Raw genomic sequence first — 20,800 nt, 5'->3', positions numbered from 1 at the left:
CGCAAGATGCGAAACGAGGTGTTTACCGGTCATACGCGCTCATTGTGGCACCTGTGGGGGTGTTGTGTACCCGTCGTGGATACCCGTGCACGGATGTTGCCGAAGTGCTCCCGTATGGCTCCCTCTGCTCGTATCGCATCGCCCGACCGCACCGCGTCCACGATCTCCCGGTGCTGCCGGCACGTGACCAGCGGATCCTGTGGGGCACCCCCGAGATCGGTGTGGACGCGGTGGAAGGCGTCCCAGAACGCCTCCATGACCTCGCCCAGCAGCGCGTTGTCCAGCCCCCGGTAGAGGGTGGCGTGAAACGCCCGGTCGGTCTCGGCGATGCCGTCACCGCCGCGCGCGGCCTGCTCCTCCATACGGTCGACGAGCGCATCCAGTTCAATGAGGTCGGCATCCGGGATCCGCCCGGCGAGCCGGGACACCAGCCCCGTCTCCACGGCCTCCCGCAGCTGCACCAGCTGGAGCAGGGTGTCCTCGCCGCGATAGTGCCCGGCGACCGTGCGGAAGGTGAGGCCCTCGATCATCGGGGCCAGGGACATGGTGCCGACGTAGGTGCCGAAGCCGTGCCGGATCTCGACGATGCCCATCGCCTGCAACCCCTTGAGCGCCTCGCGCACGGAGTTGCGGCTGGCACCCAGATGAGCCATCAGCTCGGGCTCCGTCGGCAGCGGGGCCCCGGAGGCCAGCCGGCGGTCGATGATGAGCTTCTTGATCCGCTCTTGGAGGTCACGCGCTGCCATGGCCAGAGAGTATCCGGCCAAACACGCGAAAAGCCCCCCGCTTGCACGAGGGGCTTCCAGCCCGAAGGGGGTGCGGGTGGCGGAGCCCCCGGGTGCCGCCAGGGACTCGAACCCCGGACCCGCTGATGCTGCATATCCCGGGGGGTAACCCCCGGACCCCCAGCCGCATGCTGCCGGGCTTGCCGCACATGCGAAGGCCCCCCGCAGTTGCGAGGGGCCTTCACTGTCGGTGCGCCGCCAGGGACTCGAACCCCGGACCCGCTGATTAAGAGTCAGCTGCTCTAACCAACTGAGCTAGCGGCGCCTGCTGACGGCGTAACTCTACATGACCTGCGGGGGTGGTCCGGACCGCAGGCGCAGGGCGGCCCGGGGTGGCCGGGGTGGCCGTAAACCATTCGGACCGTCAACATGCGAGTCCGGAAGACAGTTGTGAGACTGGCGGGGTGTACTGCCGCGGAGATATCCAACCGGAGTGTGAGGGGAATCGCATGGAGACTCGGACTCCGGTATTCGAGGAATTCGATCCTGCGAGTGACTGCGACTGCCCGGGATGCGTTCACTGGAGACGCGTTCTGCCGCATTCCACGACCGGCCGCCACCCGGCCGCCCACCGGGCGCTGATCCTCGCCGCAGCCGCCTCCACGACCCTCGCCGTAGGCCATACGGCCCCGGCCCTCGCCGCCCCCCACGTCACCGACTGGCCGGGTATTCCCGCAGGTGACGAGCCTGATACCCCTCAAGGAGCCCGGGCCCCGCTGCACGGCCCCGGCGGCACGCCGGTCACTCCGACCGGCCCGGTCAAGACGCCCGCCACCACCCGCGCGGAGATCATCACGCGGGCCAAGAAATGGGTCACCGCGAAGGTTCCGTACAGCATGTCCAAGTACTGGTCGGACGGATACCGGCAGGACTGCTCGGGCTTCGTCTCGATGGCCTGGAAGCTGCCCGGAAACGAATGGACCGGCAGCCTCCACGAGTATGGCGTACGCATCACCAAGAAGGACCTGCAGCCCGGCGACATTCTGCTGTTCCACAATCCGGCGAACCCCGAGAAAGGCTCGCACGTCGTCATTTTCGGCGGCTGGACGGACCACACCCACACCCACTACGTCGCGTACGAGTCGACACCGCCGCACGCCCGCCGGAAGACCACCCCGTACGCCTACTCGAACAACTCCGACCGTTACGTGCCCTACCGCTACAAGGGGCTCAAGAGCGCCACGACGGATACGACACCGGCCACCGGGAAGCAGGAGACCGCGAAGCCGGCCACCACCGCCGAGCCGGCCACCGGGAAGCAGGACACCACCAAGCCGGCCACGACCGAGCCCGCCACCCCCGAGCCGGACACCACCCCCATGCCGGCCACCCCCAACCCCGGAGCCCCGCGGAGCGCGACGGCGTACCCGGGACGGGCGTACTTCGGCCCGGGGGCCAACAACAGGCACGTCGACCGGCTGGGCCGTCTCCTCGTCGAGCGGGGCGCCGGCCGGTACTACGACTCCGGTTCCGGCTCGCGCTGGACGGACGCGGACCGCAGGGCCACGCAGGCATTCCAGCAGGCGCAGGGCTGGCGGGGCCAGGACGCGGACGGGCTGCCGGGGCCGCAGACGTGGCTCCTGCTGGTGACGGGCCAGGGCAAGGACGTGCCGGGCGGTGCGGTTGGCGCGGCCGGGCCCGCGCAGCCGGCGTCGCACGGGGTGCCGGGCTATCCGGGCCGGGCGATGTTCCGGCCGGGCTCCGACAACGAGTACGTCACCCGGCTCGGCAGGCAGCTGGTGAAGAAGGGGTTCGGCAAGCACTACAAGACCGGGCCGGGACCGCGCTGGGGCGAGGCGGACCGGCGGGGCGTCGAGGCCTTCCAGCGTGCCCAGGGCTGGCGGGGCGGCGCGGCGGACGGCCTTCCGGGGCCGGAGACCTGGCGGCGGCTCTTCTCGTAGCGCCGCAATCCGACAACCACTGTTGTGACGCATCTGGCGCGGAGGCTGGAGGCACGCATGACCACGACCACTTCTCACACGCCCGAACCCGAGGGGCTCGCGGGGCTCGAGGGGCCGGCCGACGTGCCTGCCCGGCCCGCGCGGCTGATCCAGAACGAGGTGACCACCGAGATCCCCGTCCATCTGCTGTTCCGCGACGAGGCGGGCCCGGTGTCGGTGCCGCTCAGACCGACGGTCGTGGCGCGCCGGCAGGGCACGGGGGAGCAGCCGCGACTGCGCCGCCCCATGCAGCCGAAGCCGCGTCCCGCTCCGGAGGTCGACCCCGACCTGGTGGAGTGGCCCGCGCGGGTGCTGCCCGGGGCGGCGGGGGTGCTCGCCGGTGCCTGCGGGGCGGCCGGGTGCCTGGCCACCTCGTGGTGGGCCGGGGTGCTGCCGCAGCTGGCGGTGGAGGCGCTGCGGTTGCCGGCGTCCGCGGGGGCCGGGCTGGGGCCGGCGCAGTGGGCGGCGTACGCGGGGGCCGGGGCTCTTGGCTGCGTCGGCCTGGGCGGGCTGGCGCGGGGGCGGACCGGGCGGGCCTGGGTGCTCGGGCTGTTCGGGCGCTACCAGGGGACGGTCCGGCGCACCGGCCTGCTGTGGGTCAACCCGCTGCTGCTGCGACGCCGGGCCGACGTACGGCTGCGGCACTGGCGCAGCGAGGCGATGCAGGCGGCGGACGGCAACGGGGTCGCGCTGCGGGCGGTCGTCCTGGTGGTGTGGCGGGTGAAGGACACCGCGAAGGCGACGCTCGGGGTGGAGGACCACGAGCTCTACTTGCGCGAGTGCGTCGAGGCGGCGCTCGCCCGGGTGCCGGTGGAGATGCCGGGTGCCACACGGGGTTCCGCCGAGGTGACCGCGGACGCGTTGACCCGGACGGTCGCGCGGGACGCGGGTGTGGTCGGCCTGGAGGTGTTCTCGGTGCGGCCGGTGCGGGTGGAGTACGCCCCCGAGGTCGCCGCCGCCATGCACCGCCGCCGTATCGCCGCACTGGACGCGCAGGCCCGGGCGACCATGCTCACCTCGGTCGTCGACTCGGTGGAGGACACGGTGACCACGCTGACCATGCGGGGCCTGGTCGAACTCGACGACTACGAACGCAAGGCGCTGGTCAAGGACTTGACGGTGGCGTTCTGTGCGGGGCGGGGGGAGACGGCCGTCTGACGGCGCGATCGTCACGGCGTGAACCTGACGGCGCGTCGAACATGTTCGTCGATTGGTATGGACATGTTCAACAGTCAGCAATAATCTGAGACTTGGTCTAGACCTGCAAGCTCGCCGAACTTCCCCCACGTTCCCAGGAGCAGCAGCATGCGCAGAAAGACCAAGCTGTCCGCCGCCGCGCTCGGACTCGCCACGGCCGGAGCCCTCGTGCTCTCCGCCGGGGGTGCGTCCAGCCACGGCTACACCGACCTCCCCATCAGCCGTCAGAAGCTCTGTCAGAACGGCACCGTGACCAACTGCGGCTCCATCCAGTGGGAGCCGCAGAGCGTCGAGGGCCCCAAGGGCTTCCCGGGCTCCGGCCCGGCCGACGGGTCGATATGCAACGGCGGGCTGGGCCAGTTCAGTCAGCTCAGTGCGCCGAAGACGCCGTCGGGCGGCGCCTGGCCCACCACCAAGGTGACCGGCGGACAGAACTACACCTTCCGCTGGCAGTTCACGGCCATGCATGCCACGACCGACTTCCGGTACTACGTCACCAAGCCGGGCTGGAACCAGAACCACAACCTGTCCCGTTCCGACCTCAACCTCACGCCGTTCTTCACGGTCCCGTACAACGGGCAGCGGCCGCCGTCCACGCTCTCGCACAGTGGCAGGCTGCCGTCCGGGCTGAGCGGTCACCACGTCATCCTCGCGGTGTGGACGATCGCCGACACGAGCAACGCGTTCTACGCCTGCTCGGACGTCACGTTCTGAGGTTCTCTTGAGTCAGCGCCCCGGCCGGCGTGGGTAGATCACTCCCACGCCGGCCGATCGGGGTCGGCGCACCGACCTCGGGGGACGAACCATGGACGCGATCTTCTACGTCGTACCCGGCCTCATCATGGCCGTGGCCCTCTTCATGGCGTACCGGGTGGTCCACCGCTCACTGCAGATGCGCAGCGCGTGGAACAGCGGACTGACCGCGCAGGCGCGCTGCCTGCGTTCGTACACGACCGTGAGCGGCGGCCACGGCAACACGTCCGTGCGCACCACCCTGCACCACGTGTACGAGTTCGTCGCACGCGACGGCCGCCTCGTCCGGTTCGAGGAGGAGGACGGGCCGGGCACGCGGGTCGAGGGCGACCTCGTCACCGTCCACTACGCCGAGGGTGCGCAGGTGGTGGCCACGGCCCACGCGCCGGGTCACGCCCGGCAGGCGGCGGCCACCGTCGGCATTCTCGTGTTCCTCGGGGTGGTCGTGGTGTTCTGCGCCGGTCTCATGTCCACCTACTCGGACATGTCCTCGGGCATGGACCCGATGGGCGGCTTCTGACCCTCCACATCTGATGGACCATCAACTACCGTGCGCGGCCATGGAGCCCACTACGGGACGCACGGTCGCGGAGCTCGTGGCGGCGCGGTGGGACGACCACCGGCCGGGGCTGTGGTTCGAGGGCGGGATGCTCACGCAGCACGAGACGGCGGCCGGGGCCGCCGTCCGGGCGGCGCTGCTGGCCGACCTGCTGCGGCCCGGCGCCGAGCCGCACATCGGGGTGCTGCTCGACAACACCCCCGAGTACCCCCTCTGGCTGGGCGCGGCCGCCCTCGCCGGGGCCGCCGTCGCAGGGATCAACCCCACCCGCCGCGGTGCCGAACTCGCCCGCGACATCCTGCACACCGAGTGCCGGGTCCTGATCACCGACCGGGCCCACCTGCCCCTCCTCACCGGCCTCGACCTGCGCGGCGTGCGCCTGCTGCTGACCGACTCGGCGGAGTACGACGCCCTGCTCGCCCCGTACGCCGACGCGCGGCCCGACGCCTCCCGTGCCGCCCCGCACGACCGGTTCCTGCTCTACTTCACATCCGGATCGACCGGCGCCCCCAAGGCCGCGATCTGCAGCCAGGGACGGCTGGCCGCCGCCGGACGCTCACTGGCCGACCAGTTCCGCGTCCGGCCCGACGACGTGCACTACGTGTGCATGCCGATGTTCCACGGCAACGCCGTGATCGCCGACTGGGCGCCCGCCCTCGTGGCCGGTGCGGGCGTGGCGCTGCGGCGGCGGTTCTCGGCGTCCGGGTTCCTGGCGGACGTACGGGCCTACGGGGCGACGTACTTCACCTACGTCGGCCGCGCGATCCAGTACCTCCTCGCCACCGAGCCCGACCCCGACGACCGGGACAATCCGCTGCGGCTCGGCTTCGGGACGGAGGCGGGGGCGCAGGACGCGATGGCTTTCGAGCGGCGGTTCGGGGTGCGGCTGGTCGAGGGCTACGGCTCCTCCGAGGGCGGAGCCGCGATCCCGTGGGCGCCCGGGAGTCCCCGGGGGGCGGTGGGCCGGGCGGCGCCCGGGCTCGTCGTACTGGACGCGGAGACGCGCAAGGAGTGCCCGCCCGCGGTCTTCGATCCGGCCGGGCGGCTGCTGAACGGCGACGAGGCGATAGGGGAGCTGGTGAACCGGGCGCCGAACCCCTTCGAGGGGTACTGGCGCAATCCCGAGGCGGAGGCCGAGCGGCGGCGGGACGGCTGGTACTGGACCGGCGATCTGTTCTACCGGGACGGTGACGGCTATCTCTACTTCGCCGGCCGCACGGACGACCGGATCCGCGTCGACGGCGAGAACCTGGCCGCCGCGATGATCGAGAACATCCTCGCTCGGTACGAGGGGGCGACGGCCGTAGCCGTGTACGCCGTCCCCGATCCGGTGACCGGGGACCAGGTGATGGCGACGATCGCCGGGACCTTCGATCCGGTGGCCTTCGCGGACTTTCTGGCCGCTCAGCCCGATCTCGGGACCAAGATGGCGCCCCGGTTCGTGCGCGTGGTGGAGCGGATGCCGGTCACGGCCACGAACAAGATTCACCGGGCGGGGCTGCGGGGGGAAGGCGTGCGGTGTGCCGACCCGGTGTGGTGGCGGCCGCCGGGCGAGCAGACGTATCGGAGCCTGGACGACGCCGAAGGGCCTCCCGCTCCCACGAGAGGCCCTTCACCGGTGCGCCGCCAGGGACTCGAACCCCGGACCCGCTGATTAAGAGTCAGCTGCTCTAACCAACTGAGCTAGCGGCGCATGACTCGCGCCGACCGCGTTCACTGTGCTCCCGCGGCTGGCGACGGAGAAAATACTACCCGGTCCGCAGGGGTGCTTCCGACCACCCGGACCGGCCCCGGATCACCGGGCCCACGAGGCCTAGATCGCCAGCGACAGCAGCACCGGCGCCGCGTTCCGGTTCAGCGCGTCCGCCGCCTGGCGCAGCCGGTGGGCGTGCTCGAGCGGGAGCGACAGGGCCAGGCAGCCCACCGACGACCCGGCCGTGATCGGGACCGCCGCGCACACCGTGCCCACCGCGTACTCCTGGAGGTCGAGGTGGGGGACCGTCGGCGGCTGGGACTCCAGGCGGGAGAGCAGGACCCGGTCGCTGGTGATCGTGCGCGAGGTGAGGCGGGCCATCTTGTGGCGGGAGAGGTGGTCGCGCCGGCCGTTGTGGTCGAGCTGGCCGAGCAGGCTCTTGCCGATCGCGGTGGCGTGGGCGGAGAAGCGGAAGTCGACCCATTCGTTGACCACGGGGGTGGCCGGCCCCGCCGCGTACTGGTCGATCTTGATCTCGCCGTCGACGTACCGGCTGATGTAGACGGCGGCGCCGACCGAGTCGCGCAGCCGGTCGAGGGTGCGCTGGAGGTTCTCGCGCAGGGCCTGTTCGCGGCCCTGCGCGGAGCCGAGGCGGGCCAGTGCCTCGCCCGTGACGTACGCCCCGTCGGCGACCTGCTCGACGTAGCCCTCGCGGCGCAGCATCAGCAGGAGGCCGGTCAGGCGCTCGGGGTCGATGCCCGTGTGCCGTGCGAGCTCGGCGTCGGTGACTCCCGTGCTGTGCCGCGCCACGGCCTCCAGGACGCGCAGGGCGTCCTGGGCCGAGTGGTACGGCGTCGTCGGCTCGTGCTGCAGCGCCACGGTTCCCCCTGCGGTCGCACGTCGCTTCTCATTGGGCCGGGTTCGTGTCAGCCAATCCCCTTCACGATAACGGGCAAGAGGCTGGTAGTGAGCGGTTGTTGACGAGATTGCGACGCCCTCAACTGCGGTACCAGCACCCTGGCATATGCCCACGTCACTGGCTGGTCCCGAAGTCACAGCACAGCGCTGAGGAACTCCCTCGTGCGGTCGTTCTCCGGGTCGTTGAAGATCTTCTCCGGGCTGCCGGACTCGATCACCCGGCCCGAGTCGAACATCAGGACCTGGTCCGAGATGTCCCGGGCGAAATTCATCTCGTGGGTCACGCAGAGCATGGTGATGTCGGTGGTGCGGGCGATGTCCCGCAGCACGTCGAGGACGCCGGCGACCAGCTCCGGGTCGAGCGCGGAGGTCACCTCGTCGAGCAGCAGCACCTGCGGGCGCATCGCCAGGGCCCGCGCGATCGCCACCCGCTGCTGCTGGCCGCCGGACAGCTGGGTCGGGCGGGCGTCGCACTTGTCGGCGAGGCCGACCAGGTCGAGCAGCTCGCGGGCGCGCGCCTCCGCCTCGTCCTTGGGCAGGCCGAGGACGGTGACCGGGGCCTCGGTGATGTTCCGCAGCACGGTCATGTTCGGGAAGAGGTTGAACTGCTGGAAGACCATCCCGATGTTCTTGCGGACCTCGCGGACCTGCTTCTCGGGCGCCGGGAAGAGCTTGTCCCCGGCCACCGTGATGCTGCCCTCGTCCGGCTTGAGCAGGGTCATCAGCAGCCGCAGGATCGTCGTCTTGCCGGAGCCGGACGGGCCGATCAGGGTGACGTGCTTGCCGGACTCGACGGAGAAGTCGAGGCCGTCGAGGACCGTGTTGGACCCGAAGCGCTTGGTGACGTTGTCGAAGCGGATCAGTTCGCTGCCGTCCACCGGCGGGTTGGCGCTCGCGTCGGGATCTTTCATGAGAGGGGTGTCAGCGGACAAGGCGTCGCTCCAGGGCTCGTACGAGAAGGGAGGCCGGGTAGGCGATGAAGATGAAGGCCACACCGATGACCGTCAGAGGCTCGGTGAACTGGAAGGTGTCCTGCGCGAACAGCCGCGCCTGACCGAGCATCTCCATGACCGTGATCGTCATCAGGATGGGTGTGTCCTTGAGCATCGCGATGACGTAGTTGCCGAGTGCCGGCACGACCCGGCGGATCGCCTGCGGGAGGATCACCACCCGCCACGTCCTGGTCACCGGCAGGTTCAGTGCCGTCGCGGCCTCCCACTGGCCGACGGGCACCGCTTCGATGCCGGCCCGGTAGACCTGCATCGTGTACGTCGAGTAGTGCAGCCCGATCGCGAAGACGCCGGTGGTCAGCGCCGAGGCGGTGATGCCCCACTCGGGCAGCACGTAGAAGAGAAAGAACAGCTGCACCAGCAGCGGGGTGTTGCGGATGAACTCCGTGACCGCCCCGACCGGCCAGCGCACAAAGCGGCTCGGTGTGCGCATCAGCAGCGCCCACACCAGACCCAGCGCGAACGAGATCAGCGAACCGAGGGCCAGGATCTGCAGGGTGAGCAGCAGTCCGTCCCAGAAACGCGGCATGAAGTCGGCGACAGCGCCCCAGTCCCAGGTCATCAGAGGGCACCTCCCGCGCCGACGCCGGTCGTTTCAGGACGGTGCAGCTCCTGGTCGGGCGTGCGCCCGACGGACTTGCCGACACCGGCCTTGAGCTTGCGCTCCAGTCCGCGCATCCCCCGCGTGAGCAGGAAGGCGATGACGAAGTAGATCACCAGGATGTACGTGTAGATCTCCGCGCTCTCCTGGAGCGCGAGGCGCACCAGGTTGGCGCTGAAGGCCAGGTCACCCATGCCCATGACGGACACCAGCGCGGTGCCCTTGAGCAGCTCCACCAGCAGGTTGTTGAAGGAGGGGATCATCTCCGGTATCGCCTGCGGCAGCAGGATCAGCCGCATCCGCTGCCACGGCGTGAAGCTGAGCGCGATGCCGCCCTCACGCTGCGCCGGGTCGACGGAGTTGAGGGCGCCGCGCACGATCTCGGCGCCGTACGCCCCGTAGGTCAGCCCGAGTGCCAGCGTGCCCGCCCACAGGGGCACCAACTGCCAGCCGAAGGCGACCGGCAGCACGAAGAACACCCAGAAGATCATGATCAGGGCGGAGGTCCCGCGGAACACCTCGGTGTAGACGCCCGCGAGGAAGCGGACCATCCACAGCCGGTGCGTGCGGGCCATGCCGACCCCGAAGGCGACCACCGTGGCCACCAGCGTGCTCAGCACGAGCAACTGGACGGTGATCCAGATTCCTTGGAGTACGAGTTCCCAGAGTCCCGAGGTCATCCGCTCTTCCCTCCGCCGCACAGCTCCTTCGCGGTGAGGTCGGTCATCTCGGCCTCGGTGAAGCCGAAGGGCTTGAGGATGCGGAACAGTTCGCCGCTCTTCTTCAGCTTGTGCAGCTCGGCGTTGAAGGCGTCCCGCAGCGTGGTCTCGGTCTGCCGGAACGCGAACGCGCCGCCGTCGACGTGCGGTTTCCCGCCGACGAGGGGTGCGAAGGCCTTGGTGGACTCCGTCTTGGCCGACTTCTTGACGACCTCACGGGTGGTCAGCGCCGTACCGGCGAAGACGTCCACGCGTCCCGCCTCGACCGCGTTCAGCCCCGCGACCTGGTCCGGGACGATGAGGATGTCGCTCTCCTTGTACCCCGCCTCGACGGCGTACTGGATCTCGGCATAGCCGGTCCCGGTGGCGAACTTGGCCTTCTTCTCGACGACGTCCTTGTAGTTGTGCAGCCCCTTCGGGTTGCCCTTGCGCACGATGAAGGCGTCGAGCATCTGATAGTCGGGGTCGGAGAAGATGACCTGTTCACAGCGCTCGGGATTGACGTACATCCCGGCGGCGACCGCGTCGAACTGCTGGGAGTTCAGCCCGGGGATCAGCGACCCGAACTCGGTGGGCACGGGCTGCACCCGGTCCACGCCGAGCCGCTTGAATATGACCTTCGCCAGCTCGGGCGCCTCACCGGTGAGTTCACCGTTCTTGTCGATGTAGCCGAAGGGAATCTCACCCGCGATTCCGAGCCGTACGACACCGGCGGCGCGCAGCCGGTCGAGGAGATCGCCGCCTTCCTTGGTGGAGGCGGTTGCCACACGCGAGCAGCCCGCCGCGCCCAGCGCGCCGAGCGCCGCCACCCCCGCGAGCAGCGACCGGCGTGTGGTCCCGGATCTGTGTTCGACTTGTGTTCGGACATGTTCCATAGGTGGAGCCATGGCGGCGCGGCTACCCGAGACCATGCGATGTATGCACCCTGGAGAGCATGACTGAACGGTTCATCGAGGTGTCGCTGGTCAAGCGGGGCATCCACTGCACCGCAAAACTCCTGGACGATCGCGCCCCGCTCACCTGCGCGGCCGTCTGGGACGCCCTGCCCCTGGCCGGCGACGTCTACCACGCCAAATACGCCCGTAACGAGATCTACGCCCTCTTCCCGCCCTTCGCGGAAACGGAGCCGCCGCTGGAAAACCCGACAGTCACCCCTATTCCTGGCGATCTGTGCTATTTCGCCTTCGCCGGAACGGAACTGGGCACCAAGTCCTACGGCTACGACCGTGAGGTCCGCCCCGGCACGACGCTGGTCGACCTGGCCCTGTTCTACGAGCGCAACAACCTGCTCCTGAACGGCGACGTGGGCTGGGTGCCCGGCATCGTCTGGGGCCAGATCGTGGAAGGCCTCGAGCAGATGGCCGAGGGCTGCAACGACCTGTGGCGCTCCGGGGCGCTGGGGGAGTCGCTCAGGTTCCGGAGGGTGTGAGCCCGGCCCAACCGGTCTCGTACAGCGCGTGAGCCGCCCGTAGCACCAGATCGTCCCGGTGCCGGGCGGCCACGAGTTGCAGACCGATCGGCAGGCCGTCCCCATCGGTGCCGACGGGGACGGTGGCCGCCGGCTGCTGGGTCAGGTTGAAGGGGTACGTGAACGGCGTCCAGCCCGTCCACCTGCGATGCCCCGAACCCTTCGGGACCTCGGCGCCCGCCTCGAAGGCCGTGAGCGGGAGGGCCGGGGTGACGAGGAGGTCGTAGGTGTCGTGGAAGTGGCCCATGCGGCGGCCCAGTTCCATGCGGACGTCCACCGCGGCCAGGTAGTCGAGCGCGGTCAGGCGGGCGCCCGCGTCGCAGACCTCCCTGAGGCCCGGGTCGAGCAACTCCCGCTGGTGCGGCCCCAGATGCTGGGTCACCCGGGCGGCCCCGGTGAACCACAGGGTGTGGAAGGCGTCCACCGGGTCGGTGAAGTCGGGGTCGGTCTCCTCGACGAACGCGCCCAGCCCCGCCAGCCGCTGCACCGCCCGCCGTACCGCCGCCGCGACCGCCGGGCGCACCGCCACCTGGCCGCCGAGGGAGGGCGAGTAGGCGACGCGCAGCCCGTGCACACCGCCGGCCAGGCCCGACACGAAGGAACCCGGCGCCGACGGAAGGGCCGACCAGTCGCGGGAGTCGGGCGTGCCGATGACGTCCAGGAGCAGGGCCGCGTCGGCCGCGTCGCGGGTCATCGGGCCGACGTGCGCCAGGGTGCCGAAGGCGCTCGCGGGGTACAGCGGGACGCGGCCGTACGTCGGTTTCAGGCCGAAGATGCCGCAGAACGCCGCCGGGATACGGACACTGCCGCCCCCGTCCGTGCCCAGCGCGAGCGGCCCCGCGCCGAGCGCCACGGCCGCCGCCGCGCCGCCGCTGGAGCCGCCCGCGGTGCGGGTCGGGTCGTACGGGTTGCGGGTCACGCCGGACCGGGGCGAGTCGGTGACGCCCTTCCAGCCGAACTCCGGGGTCGTCGTCTTGCCGAGGAAGACGGCGCCGTGCGCGCGCAGCCGGGCCACGGAGGGGGCGTCCTCGTCCCAGTTCCCCGTCTCGGAGATGGTTTTCGAGCCCTTCAGCGTCGGTCCGCCGCGCATCAGCAGGATGTCCTTCACGGTGACCGGAACCCCGTCCAGCAGCCCGGCCGGTTCGCCGCGCCGCCAGCGGTCCGCCGACGCGCCGGCCTGCGCGAGCGCCTCCTCGGCGGTCAGGCGCACGAAGGCGTTGACCTCCGGCTGGATCCGTTCGGCCCGCTCCAGGGTCGCGCGGGTGGCGTCGACGGGGCTGAACTCTCCTTTGCGGTAGCCGTCGAGGAGTTGTACGGCGGTCAGTTCGGTGAGATCCGTCATGCGTCGCCCTCCAGCCGTAGACATCAGCGTCCCGGTACGTACCCACGCTGCTTGTCGACCACGTTCTGCAGCGGTCTGCCCGCCTCCCACCGCTCGTACAACTCCACGAACTGAACACCGAGTTCATCCCGCCAGCCGATCGTGTCCCCGCTCATGTGCGGTGAGACGATCAGGTTCGGGACCTGCCACAACGGGCTCTCGGGGGTGAGGGGTTCATGCTCGAAGACGTCGAGCGCGGCCCCCGCGATCCAGCGCTTGGCGAGGGCCTCGGCCAGCGCGTCCTCCACCACCAGCTGCCCGCGCCCGACGTTGATGAACCGGGCGGAGGGCTGCATGACGCCGAAGCGGCGGGCGTCGAACATGCCGTGCGTCCGGTCGGTGAGCGGCGCGGCCGCGATCACCCAGTCGGCACGGGCGATCAGCCGGTCGAGGTCGTCGGGGCCGTGGATGCCGGTGCGCGGGGTCCGGCCGACCAGTGCGGTGGTGATGTCGAGGGCCTTGAGCGTGCGGGCGATCGCACGGCCGATGGGGCCGGTTCCGACCACGCACGCGCGCGTGCCGGCGACCCGCTGCCCCTCCCGGTGTCGCCACTCCCGGGCGGCCTGCAGTTCCAGGGTTCTGGGCAGATCCTTCGCCATCGCCAGCACCAGCGCGGCGACGTACTCCGCGATCGGCTGGTCGAAGATTCCGCGCGCGTTGGTGACCAGGGTGTCGGACTCGGTGAGCTCCGGGCACATCAGATGGTCCACCCCCGCGCTGGCCGTGTGCACCCAGCGTGGCCGGGGTCCCTCACCCGGCCACGCGTGCCGTACGGCGTGGGAGCTGAAGTCCCAGACCAGCAGCACGTCGGCGTGCGGCAGCCGCTCGGCGAGGGTCGACTCGTCCGCGTGCTCGACGCGGGCGCGACCGGTGAGGCGGCCGAGGCGGGGGAGAGGCTCGGCGTCGAGGACGAGGAGTGTCGGCGGGGTGCCGGAGCGGGGGTCGGAGGCGGGTGTCGGACCGGGCGTGGGTGCCGTCATACGGGGTCGTCTCTCCGGGGGTCTGCGGGGGGCGATTCTCGGAGTTCTGCTGGATCGGATGGCCGTCTGACATGCGAGGTTTGACCACGCTCGCACCCGAACCTACCTTCGTCAACACGGGCGTGCGTACGGTCCGTTGCTCACCTGTTTCTCGTAGTGAGGGCGGTGCCTGCAATGAGCTCCCTGGACATCTCCTTCCTCGGCGGACCGCGACCCCAGCGTGGGGTCGGAGTCGTCGCCCCCTTCGACTTCGCGCTGGACCGGGAACTCTGGCGCTGGGTGCCGGACGAGGTCTCGCTGCACCTGACCCGAACACCGTTCGTCCCGGTCGAGGTCAGCCTCGATCTGGCCCGTCTGGTCAGCGAGCACGAGACGCTGAGCGAGGGCGTGCGCACCCTGAACGCGATTGCCCCCGAGGTCATCGCCTACGCCTGCACCTCCGGCAGTTTCGTCGGCGGCATCGCGGGCGAGCGGGCGATGTGCGAGGCGATGACCCGGGCGGGCGCGGTGCCCTCCATCACCACGTCCGGCGCGCTCCTCGAGGCGCTGGCCGAGCTCGGCGTACGGCGGGTGGCGCTCGTGACGCCGTACACCGTGTCGGTGACGCGGGCGCTGGAGGAGTACGTCGCGGAGGCCGGGACCGTGGTCACGGGGTGTGCGTTCATGGGCCTGACACGGCACATCTGGAAGGTGCCGTACCGCGATGTGGCCGACATGGCCCGCCAGGCCGTACGCCGTGCCGCCGACGCCCTCTTCATCAGCTGCACCAACCTCCCCACCTACGACGTGATCCCCCAGCTGGAGGCGGAGCTGCGCATCCCGGTGCTCTCGGCCAACCAGGTGACCATGTGGGCTGCGCTGCGCCGACTGGGTACCCGAGCGGTGGGGCCGTATCAGGCGCTGATCGATCCGGCGGCGCGTGGCGGTGCGGTACATCCGGAAGTACCGGATGTACCAGAGCAGGAACAGCAATAGGAGCAGCAAGCAGCAGGAAGGCTGACATGACGGCACTCGGATTCCTCTACCCGGGCCATTCCGCCGAGGACGACTACCCACGCATCGAGCAGTTGATCGCCAGCGACATCCGGCTCGACCTGGTGCACACCGACATCGGCGAGGACGCGCACCGGGTGGACGCGCTGCTGCGGATGGGCTCGGCCGAGCGGCTCGCGGCGGGCGTGGAGGCGCTGCGGCTGACGGGCGCCGAGGCGGTCGTGTGGGCGTGCACGAGCGGCAGCTTCGTCTACGGCTGGGAGGGCGCCCACGAGCAGGTGCGCACCCTGGCGGTCGCGGCGGGCATGCCGGCGTCGTCGACGTCCTTCGCCTTCGCGCACGCGGTACGCGAGCTCGGGGTGCGGCGGGTGGCGATCGGCGCGACGTACCCCGACGACGTGGCGGGTCTGTTCTCGGACTTCCTGCGTGCCGCGGAGGTGGAGGTGGTGTCGGTCCGAGGGGCCGGCATCATCACGGCGGCGGAGGTCGGCACCTGGGGTGAGAAGGAGGTGCTCGCCCTGGCGAAGGAGGCCGACCATCCCGACGCCGAGGCGGTCCTCCTGCCGGACACGGCCCTCCACACCGCCTCCCACATCCCGGCGCTGGAGCAGCACCTCTCCAAGCCGGTGCTCACCGCCAACCAGGTCACGGTCTGGGAGGCCCTGCGGCTCACGGCCCGCCGCGTGAACGCCCCGGCCCTGGGCGCACTGTTCACCAGGGAGCCGATCGTCCAGGCGTAGCGCCGCCTCTTCGGTCACCGTCCCTGGGGGTTCCGCCCCCGGGGACAGGGTCGGGGAATAAACCGGAGCCACCCTCCTGTTATCGCCGGACGGACACCGCACGGCACAACCGCAGGAGGCTCACGTGGCGGCAGACGAGATCCGGGGCACGACACAGGGCACCGCCCCCGTCCCCCTCTCCGTACTGGACCTGGTCACGGTCAGCTCCGGCCACACGGCCACCGAAGCCCTGCGCACCAGCGTCGAGCTGTCCCGCCTCGCGGAGGCCCGGGGCTTCCACCGCTACTGGGTCGCCGAACACCACTCCATGCCGGGCGTTGCCTCGTCCTCCCCCGCGGTGATCCTCGCCCACCTGGCCGCCCACACCACCCGCATCCGCCTCGGCTCAGGCGGCGTGATGCTGCCGAACCACGCCCCGCTGATCATCGCGGAGCAGTTCGGCACCCTGGAGGCCATGGCCCCCGGCCGCATCGACCTCGGCCTCGGCCGGGCCCCCGGCACGGACGGCGCCACCGCGGCCGCCCTGCGCCGCACGGAACACCTGAATGAGGGCGCCGACGACTTCCCCGAGCAGCTCGCGGAGCTCACCCGCTTCCTCGACGACGACTTCCCGGACCGCCACCCCTACCGCCGCAGCCACGCCGTCCCCGGCCCCGTGCAGGCGACGTCACCCGGCGGTGTCCAGTCCCCGCACCGCCCCCCGATCTGGCTGCTCGGCTCCTCCGGCTTCAGTGCCCGCCTCGCCGCCGTCCTCGGCCTGCCCTTCGCCTTCGCGCACCACTTCTCGGCCCGGAACACCATCCCGGCCCTGGACCTGTACCGCGAGTCCTTCCAGCCCTCGGCCGTACTCGACCGCCCGTACGCCCTCATCGGCGTCTCCGCGCTAGCCACCGACGAGGAGAAGGAGGCCCGCCGCCAGGTCGAGGCCGCCGCCCTCGGCATGGTCCGCCTGCGCACCGGCCGCCCCGGCCTCATCCCCGCGCCGGAGGAGGCCGAGGCCTACGAATTCACCCCGATGGAGCGCGAGTTCGCCGACTCCTGGAACGCCAACGTCATCCACGGCACCCCCGACGAGGTGCGCGCCGGCCTCGACGACCTCCAGAAGCGCACCGGCGCCGACGAGTTGATGATCACGAGCAACGCGCCGGGCATGGACGTCCGCCTGCGCTCGTACGAACTCATCGCGGACGCCTACGGGTTGCCGACCGGCTGACCCGATCCACTACACCCGCACACCCAGCAACTCGGAGATACGATCCGGCGACACCGGCCGCGAGTACAGCCACCCCTGGCCGGTGTCGCAGCCGATCCGCTGCAGTCGTGAGGCCTGCGCCAGCGTCTCCACGCACTCCGCGGTGACCGTCAGGCCCAGCCGGTGGGCCAGCTGGATCATCGCCTCGACCACGACCTCGTCGGCCGGGTTCGGGGGAACGGCCGCGCTGTTGTCGCTCTCGTACTGGAAGCCCCGTACGAAGGAGCCGTCCAGCTTCAGGACGGAGACCGGCAGCCGGCTGAGGTACGCGAGGTTCGAGTAGCCCGTGCCGAAGTCGTCGATCGCGATGCGTACGCCCATGTCGCTGAGGGCCTGCAGGTCCTGGAGCGGTCGTCCCGCCGAGCCCATGACCGCCGACTCGGTCAGCTCCAACTGGAGCAGATGCGGGGCGAGTCCGGTCTCGTCGAGGATCCGGGCGACGTCCGCGACCAGGTCGGAGTCCCAGACCTGGCGGACGGCCACGTTCACGCTCACGAAGATGGGCGGCTCGTCGGGGTGGGCCTCCTGCCAGGACTGCGCCTGGCGGCAGGCGGTCTCCAGGATCCAGCGGCCGAGCGGCACGATCGAACCGTCCTCCTCGGCCAGTCCGATGAACCGATTCGGCGCCAGTACGCCGAACTGAGGATGATTCCAGCGGACCAGCGCCTCGACACCGCGCAGCCGGCCGTCGTCCATGCTCACCAGCGGCTGGTACTCCAGGGCGAACTCGCCGCGCTCGATGGCCGGCCGGAGTGTGGAGGCGAGGGCCTGGCGGGTCATGCGGTGGGCGTTGCGTTCGGGGTCGAAGAGCGTCCAGCGGTCCTTGCCGTCGGCCTTCGCCCAGTACAGCGTCGTGTCGGCGGCCTGCATCAGGGCGGTGGGTGTGGTGCCGGCCGCGTGGCGTTCCACGACGCCGATCGAGGCGGCCACCGACAGGCGCCGGCCGGAGATGTCGAACGGGGCGCGCAGCGATTCGAGCACCGACTCGGCGAGGTCGGCCAGTTGCTCGGTGCCCGTCGAGTCCTCGACGAGCAGGGCGAATTCGTCACCGCCGAGCCGGGCCACCAGGGGTGGGATCGACCTGGTGTGTCCCGCCTCCTCGGCGCAGTGCGTCAGCCGCTCGGCGACGGCGGCCAGCAGCTTGTCGCCGACACGGTGGCCGAGGGTGTCGTTGATCGCCTTGAAACCGTCAAGGTCCAGGTAGCACAGGCCGATTCGGCCGGTGGTGCCGCTCTCGTCGTACGACTCCACCTCCAGCGCGGCCGTCAACCGTTCGAAGAACAGGGTGCGGTTGGGCAGCCGGGTCACGAGGTCGTGCATCTGCAAGTGCCTCAGCCGCGCCTGGAGTTCGCGCTGCGAGCTGATGTCGGCGACGGACAGCAGGACACCGCCGGGCTCCGCACCGGGCAGGGGCGCGACCGTGACCTGCGCCCACAGGGAACTTCCGTCCGGGTGCTTGATACGGCGCGTGCAGCTCAGTTCGGCCTGCCGGCCGCGCAGCACCTCGCGGTAGGTGTGCCAGGTGCGGGCGTCGGAGGCGAGGTCCACCAGATCGGCGGCGACCGTCCCGGGCAGGTCCTCGGGGGTCGTGCCGAGCAGGCCGGCGAAGGACGGGTTGGCACCGGTCACGAGGCCCTCGCGGTCGACCACGGCCATCGCCAGGGGGGCGGCGCTGAAGGCGGCGGAGGCGGCGGGGTGGGGTGGCGCCGCCGTACCGGGGGATGACTGCTGATTACTCTCTGTCACGGCTGCCCCGATGAGGTCTGCCGCGGGCGTCGGCCCTTCGGACGTTCCGCTCACCGCTTGCTCCCGCAGTGCACTCGTTCTTCGGATGGGTCTCATCGGAATGGCCGGCCGGGTGAAGGGGGGTGCCCCCCCTGCCCGAGCGAAGTCGGGGCCTGGGGGCGGCCACCGGGCCGTGTCCGTGCAGGAAAGTGTCAGGAAAGTGTGCCGATCATAGAGGCTGGCCCGAGGGCCTTCCACCTACTGTTCAGTGTTCCCGCGTGACGCGCGCTTCTGACAGATCGTTTCTGCCCGCACGTGGACGGCTTCTTAGGACCCCCGACCAGTTGTGACGTTCCGTGAGCGATTCGGGGGTGTCGGATCTGACGATCCCTCGTCCCTCTCACCCGTCTGGTGCAGCTGAACAGGACGTAGTACGACAATCCGACACAGGCTGGGTGCGGTGTCCCGCGAACCGCTCCCGGAGGTCCACGTGCCGCGTCAGTTCCCCCTGCTCCGTGGGATGGGCCTGCTGCGGGACCGGCCCCGACTGCGCAGCACCGCCGCGGTGTTCACCACGATGTCCGCGCTCGCCGCGACCGCCCTGTTCGCCGGCCCCTCGGTCGCCGAACCGTTCGATCCCGCGCCGTGTGCCCTCAAGCGCACCGCGGCCCACCACTCCGAGGGCGTGGACACCTGGAACGCCGCCTATCCGCGCCCGACCCGCGAACTCGACGCGGTCATGGTGTTCCTGTCCTTCCCGGACTCGGCACCGCTGACGACACCCGCCGAACTGACGGCCGACCACTTCCCGGCCACCACCCGCTTCTTCGAACGCGCTTCCTATGGCAGATTCACCCTGCGCCCGCATCCGCTCCGGCACTGGCTCCGTATGCCGCGCCCGTCGACGGCGTACGCCATACAGCGTGACTGGCGCGTCGCCGACCGGGCCGCCTATCTGCGTGACGCGCTCGCCGTGGCGGACCGGGCGGTGGACTTCTCCCGCTACGACATCGTCTACTTCGTCGCCGACCCGGACGCGCCCGGCGTCGACTCCGATGCCACGAAGGTGGTCAACCTGGACACCCCGCTGAGGGCCGACGGCACCGACATCCGGCGCGTCGTCACGGTGTTCGAGAACCATCCGCCGGACCGGCTGGTCCTGGCCCACGAGACCGGCCATGTCTTCGACCTGCCGGACCTGTACCACCGCCCGGTGGACGGCAAGGGTGACTGGGACACCTACGTCGGCGACTGGGACCTGATGGGCAGCCAGTTCGGCATGGCACCGGATCTGTTCGGCTGGCACAAGTGGAAGCTGGGGTGGCTGGAGCCGCGGCAGGTGGTGTGTGTGCAGGGGCAGGGTGCCGGCTCCACGCGGCTGACGCTGGAGCCGCTGTCGGCGGGGCCGGGGGTCCCGGCGCAGACGGGAGCGGCCGGGTCGCCCGGCCCGTACGGAGCGGTCGGCGCGTACGAGGCGTACGGAGGGCTGTACGGCGGTTCGTCCGGTGCCGCCGTCCCGGGCTTCGGGCTGGGCCGCGGCATCAAGCTCGCCGTCGTCCCCACCGGGCCGGAGAGCGCCCTCGCCTTCGAGGTGCGCGGCTCGGTGGGCAACGACGTGCAGGGCTGCCGACAGGGGGTGCTGGTGTACCGGGTGCGCAGCGAGACCGAGTCCGGGGGCGGGCCGGTCGAGGTGATCGACGCCCATCCGCACAGTGAGGCCTGCTGGGAGGAGTCCGTGTATCCGCCGCTCGCGGACGCGCCGGTGGCGCTCGGCGAGAGCTTCACGGTGCGCGAGGAGGGTGTGCGGGTGGACGTGGAGGGGCGGACGGCTGCGGGGGCGTGGACGGTGAAGATCACGGCGGTCAGGTAGCGCGTGCGCCGAGTGCGGGGTCGCGCGGCGGGCCGGATGTGCGCTGGGGTGGTACGGGCACGCCTGGTGCCCGGTGGTGTGCCGGGGCGGTAGCAGTGCGTGCCGGGGGCCGGTTGTGTGCCGGGCCGGCCGGTTGTGCGCCTGGCGGGCGGGTTGTGCGCCGGGGGCATGCGAAAAGCCTCCGGCTTCCGCGAGGGGCTTTCACCGTCTGTGCGC

The 20,800-nt window shown here is 70.8% G+C and carries 19 protein-coding genes and 2 tRNA genes; 10 read left to right on the top strand and 11 right to left on the bottom strand.

Annotation, left to right across the window (positions count from 1 at the left end; genetic code table 11):
• Nucleotides 1-29: 29 nt before the first annotated feature.
• Nucleotides 30-746: a FadR/GntR family transcriptional regulator gene (locus tag ACWGDB_RS20155; protein WP_453823624.1), complete on the bottom strand. Its 717-nt coding sequence runs from the start codon at nucleotides 744-746 to the stop codon at nucleotides 30-32.
• A gap of 230 nt (nucleotides 747-976) precedes the next feature.
• Nucleotides 977-1,050: transfer RNA gene (locus ACWGDB_RS20150), tRNA-Lys, on the bottom strand.
• A gap of 184 nt (nucleotides 1,051-1,234) precedes the next feature.
• On the opposite strand from ACWGDB_RS20150, the gene ACWGDB_RS20145 reads away from it, so the two are divergent.
• The 5 genes from ACWGDB_RS20145 to ACWGDB_RS20125 all read left to right on the top strand — a co-directional run bounded on the left by ACWGDB_RS20145 (nucleotide 1,235) and on the right by ACWGDB_RS20125 (nucleotide 6,888).
• Nucleotides 1,235-2,686 carry a peptidoglycan-binding protein gene (locus ACWGDB_RS20145; protein WP_453823623.1) on the top strand — a complete coding sequence of 484 codons (1,452 nt, stop codon included), beginning with the start codon at nucleotides 1,235-1,237 and terminating at the stop codon, nucleotides 2,684-2,686.
• Nucleotides 2,687-2,743: 57 nt separating this feature from the next.
• On the top strand, nucleotides 2,744-3,883 hold the full coding sequence (locus tag ACWGDB_RS20140) for an SPFH domain-containing protein (RefSeq protein WP_453823622.1): 1,140 nt from the start codon (nucleotides 2,744-2,746) through the stop codon (nucleotides 3,881-3,883).
• A gap of 147 nt (nucleotides 3,884-4,030) precedes the next feature.
• Nucleotides 4,031-4,636 (top strand): lytic polysaccharide monooxygenase auxiliary activity family 9 protein, encoded by a 606-nt coding sequence (locus ACWGDB_RS20135; RefSeq protein WP_453823621.1) that lies wholly within the window; start codon nucleotides 4,031-4,033, stop codon nucleotides 4,634-4,636.
• Between the two features lie 91 nt (nucleotides 4,637-4,727).
• Nucleotides 4,728-5,195 (top strand): hypothetical protein, encoded by a 468-nt coding sequence (locus ACWGDB_RS20130; RefSeq protein WP_453823620.1) that lies wholly within the window; start codon nucleotides 4,728-4,730, stop codon nucleotides 5,193-5,195.
• Between the two features lie 40 nt (nucleotides 5,196-5,235).
• Nucleotides 5,236-6,888 carry a long-chain-fatty-acid--CoA ligase gene (locus tag ACWGDB_RS20125; RefSeq protein WP_453823619.1) on the top strand — a complete coding sequence of 551 codons (1,653 nt, stop codon included), beginning with the start codon at nucleotides 5,236-5,238 and terminating at the stop codon, nucleotides 6,886-6,888.
• Here the strand turns inward: ACWGDB_RS20125 and ACWGDB_RS20120 are convergent.
• The 6 genes from ACWGDB_RS20120 to ehuB all read right to left on the bottom strand — a co-directional run bounded on the left by ACWGDB_RS20120 (nucleotide 6,854) and on the right by ehuB (nucleotide 11,062).
• A tRNA-Lys gene (locus tag ACWGDB_RS20120) sits at nucleotides 6,854-6,927 on the bottom strand. The genes ACWGDB_RS20125 and ACWGDB_RS20120 overlap by 35 nt on opposite strands.
• A gap of 120 nt (nucleotides 6,928-7,047) precedes the next feature.
• Entirely contained in the window at nucleotides 7,048-7,806 is a 759-nt protein-coding gene (locus tag ACWGDB_RS20115) for an IclR family transcriptional regulator (protein WP_453823618.1), read from the bottom strand.
• A 173-nt stretch (nucleotides 7,807-7,979) separates the two neighbouring features.
• On the bottom strand, nucleotides 7,980-8,756 hold the full coding sequence (gene ehuA / locus ACWGDB_RS20110; protein WP_453823617.1) for an ectoine/hydroxyectoine ABC transporter ATP-binding protein EhuA: 777 nt from the start codon (nucleotides 8,754-8,756) through the stop codon (nucleotides 7,980-7,982).
• A gap of 10 nt (nucleotides 8,757-8,766) precedes the next feature.
• Nucleotides 8,767-9,417 (bottom strand): ectoine/hydroxyectoine ABC transporter permease subunit EhuD, encoded by a 651-nt coding sequence (gene ehuD, locus ACWGDB_RS20105; RefSeq protein ID WP_453823616.1) that lies wholly within the window; start codon nucleotides 9,415-9,417, stop codon nucleotides 8,767-8,769.
• Nucleotides 9,417-10,136 carry an ectoine/hydroxyectoine ABC transporter permease subunit EhuC gene (gene ehuC, locus ACWGDB_RS20100; protein ID WP_453823615.1) on the bottom strand — a complete coding sequence of 240 codons (720 nt, stop codon included), beginning with the start codon at nucleotides 10,134-10,136 and terminating at the stop codon, nucleotides 9,417-9,419. The genes ehuD and ehuC overlap by 1 nt, the downstream gene beginning before the upstream one ends.
• Nucleotides 10,133-11,062 carry an ectoine/hydroxyectoine ABC transporter substrate-binding protein EhuB gene (gene ehuB / locus ACWGDB_RS20095; protein ID WP_453823614.1) on the bottom strand — a complete coding sequence of 310 codons (930 nt, stop codon included), beginning with the start codon at nucleotides 11,060-11,062 and terminating at the stop codon, nucleotides 10,133-10,135. Before ehuB ends, ehuC begins: the two co-directional genes overlap by 4 nt.
• Before the next feature lie 47 nt (nucleotides 11,063-11,109).
• Here ehuB and ACWGDB_RS20090 point away from each other — a divergent pair, with 47 nt between their 5' ends.
• A complete protein-coding gene (locus ACWGDB_RS20090) occupies nucleotides 11,110-11,604 on the top strand; it encodes a DUF3830 family protein (protein WP_453823613.1) in 495 nt (164 codons plus the stop codon).
• On the opposite strand, the gene ACWGDB_RS20085 is transcribed toward ACWGDB_RS20090, so the two are convergent.
• Together ACWGDB_RS20085 and ACWGDB_RS20080 are read right to left on the bottom strand one after the other, a co-directional pair.
• The gene (locus tag ACWGDB_RS20085; RefSeq protein ID WP_453823612.1) at nucleotides 11,585-12,985 is read right to left on the bottom strand and encodes an amidase; all 1,401 of its coding nucleotides are present in this window, start codon (nucleotides 12,983-12,985) and stop codon (nucleotides 11,585-11,587) included. The genes ACWGDB_RS20090 and ACWGDB_RS20085 overlap by 20 nt on opposite strands.
• Before the next feature lie 23 nt (nucleotides 12,986-13,008).
• Nucleotides 13,009-14,004 carry a D-2-hydroxyacid dehydrogenase gene (locus ACWGDB_RS20080; RefSeq protein WP_453823611.1) on the bottom strand — a complete coding sequence of 332 codons (996 nt, stop codon included), beginning with the start codon at nucleotides 14,002-14,004 and terminating at the stop codon, nucleotides 13,009-13,011.
• Between the two features lie 183 nt (nucleotides 14,005-14,187).
• Here ACWGDB_RS20080 and ACWGDB_RS20075 point away from each other — a divergent pair, with 183 nt between their 5' ends.
• The 3 genes from ACWGDB_RS20075 (at nucleotide 14,188) to ACWGDB_RS20065 (ending at nucleotide 16,950) form a co-directional block, all read left to right on the top strand.
• Nucleotides 14,188-14,979, top strand: coding sequence for a maleate cis-trans isomerase family protein (locus ACWGDB_RS20075; protein ID WP_383609329.1), 792 nt, complete (start codon nucleotides 14,188-14,190; stop codon nucleotides 14,977-14,979).
• A gap of 26 nt (nucleotides 14,980-15,005) precedes the next feature.
• Nucleotides 15,006-15,737, top strand: a complete 732-nt coding sequence (locus ACWGDB_RS20070; protein ID WP_427844876.1) for a maleate cis-trans isomerase family protein — start codon at nucleotides 15,006-15,008, stop codon at nucleotides 15,735-15,737.
• 124 nt (nucleotides 15,738-15,861) lie between these two features.
• A complete protein-coding gene (locus tag ACWGDB_RS20065) occupies nucleotides 15,862-16,950 on the top strand; it encodes an LLM class flavin-dependent oxidoreductase (RefSeq protein WP_453823610.1) in 1,089 nt (362 codons plus the stop codon).
• A 9-nt stretch (nucleotides 16,951-16,959) separates the two neighbouring features.
• On the opposite strand, the gene ACWGDB_RS20060 is transcribed toward ACWGDB_RS20065, so the two are convergent.
• The gene (locus tag ACWGDB_RS20060) at nucleotides 16,960-18,831 is read right to left on the bottom strand and encodes a sensor domain-containing protein (RefSeq protein ID WP_453823609.1); all 1,872 of its coding nucleotides are present in this window, start codon (nucleotides 18,829-18,831) and stop codon (nucleotides 16,960-16,962) included.
• 343 nt (nucleotides 18,832-19,174) lie between these two features.
• Here ACWGDB_RS20060 and ACWGDB_RS20055 point away from each other — a divergent pair, with 343 nt between their 5' ends.
• Nucleotides 19,175-20,584 carry a M6 family metalloprotease domain-containing protein gene (locus ACWGDB_RS20055; RefSeq protein WP_453823608.1) on the top strand — a complete coding sequence of 470 codons (1,410 nt, stop codon included), beginning with the start codon at nucleotides 19,175-19,177 and terminating at the stop codon, nucleotides 20,582-20,584.
• Nucleotides 20,585-20,800 lie beyond the last annotated feature (216 nt).

The sequence above is a fragment of the Streptomyces sp. NPDC055013 genome (assembly GCF_053608645.1).
Note: the sequence above shows the minus strand (reverse complement) of the source record. Positions and strands in the feature narration are given on the sequence as shown.

Excerpts from the sequence above, each read along its gene's own strand:
- ehuC (WP_453823615.1), bottom strand. The coding sequence starts at position 10,136 with ATGACCTCGGGACTCTGGGAACTCGTACTCCAAGGAATCTGGATCACC.
- ehuB (WP_453823614.1), bottom strand. The coding sequence starts at position 11,062 with ATGGCTCCACCTATGGAACATGTCCGAACACAAGTCGAACACAGATCC.
- ACWGDB_RS20080 (WP_453823611.1), bottom strand. The coding sequence starts at position 14,004 with ATGACGGCACCCACGCCCGGTCCGACACCCGCCTCCGACCCCCGCTCC.
- ACWGDB_RS20090 (WP_453823613.1), top strand. The coding sequence starts at position 11,110 with ATGACTGAACGGTTCATCGAGGTGTCGCTGGTCAAGCGGGGCATCCAC.
- ACWGDB_RS20130 (WP_453823620.1), top strand. The coding sequence starts at position 4,728 with ATGGACGCGATCTTCTACGTCGTACCCGGCCTCATCATGGCCGTGGCC.
- ehuA (WP_453823617.1), bottom strand. The coding sequence starts at position 8,756 with ATGAAAGATCCCGACGCGAGCGCCAACCCGCCGGTGGACGGCAGCGAA.
- ehuD (WP_453823616.1), bottom strand. The coding sequence starts at position 9,417 with ATGACCTGGGACTGGGGCGCTGTCGCCGACTTCATGCCGCGTTTCTGG.
- ACWGDB_RS20145 (WP_453823623.1), top strand. The coding sequence starts at position 1,235 with ATGGAGACTCGGACTCCGGTATTCGAGGAATTCGATCCTGCGAGTGAC.
- ACWGDB_RS20125 (WP_453823619.1), top strand. The coding sequence starts at position 5,236 with ATGGAGCCCACTACGGGACGCACGGTCGCGGAGCTCGTGGCGGCGCGG.
- ACWGDB_RS20085 (WP_453823612.1), bottom strand. The coding sequence starts at position 12,985 with ATGACGGATCTCACCGAACTGACCGCCGTACAACTCCTCGACGGCTAC.
- ACWGDB_RS20070 (WP_427844876.1), top strand. The coding sequence starts at position 15,006 with ATGACGGCACTCGGATTCCTCTACCCGGGCCATTCCGCCGAGGACGAC.
- ACWGDB_RS20155 (WP_453823624.1), bottom strand. The coding sequence starts at position 746 with ATGGCAGCGCGTGACCTCCAAGAGCGGATCAAGAAGCTCATCATCGAC.
- ACWGDB_RS20060 (WP_453823609.1), bottom strand. The coding sequence starts at position 18,831 with ATGAGACCCATCCGAAGAACGAGTGCACTGCGGGAGCAAGCGGTGAGC.
- ACWGDB_RS20140 (WP_453823622.1), top strand. The coding sequence starts at position 2,744 with ATGACCACGACCACTTCTCACACGCCCGAACCCGAGGGGCTCGCGGGG.
- ACWGDB_RS20135 (WP_453823621.1), top strand. The coding sequence starts at position 4,031 with ATGCGCAGAAAGACCAAGCTGTCCGCCGCCGCGCTCGGACTCGCCACG.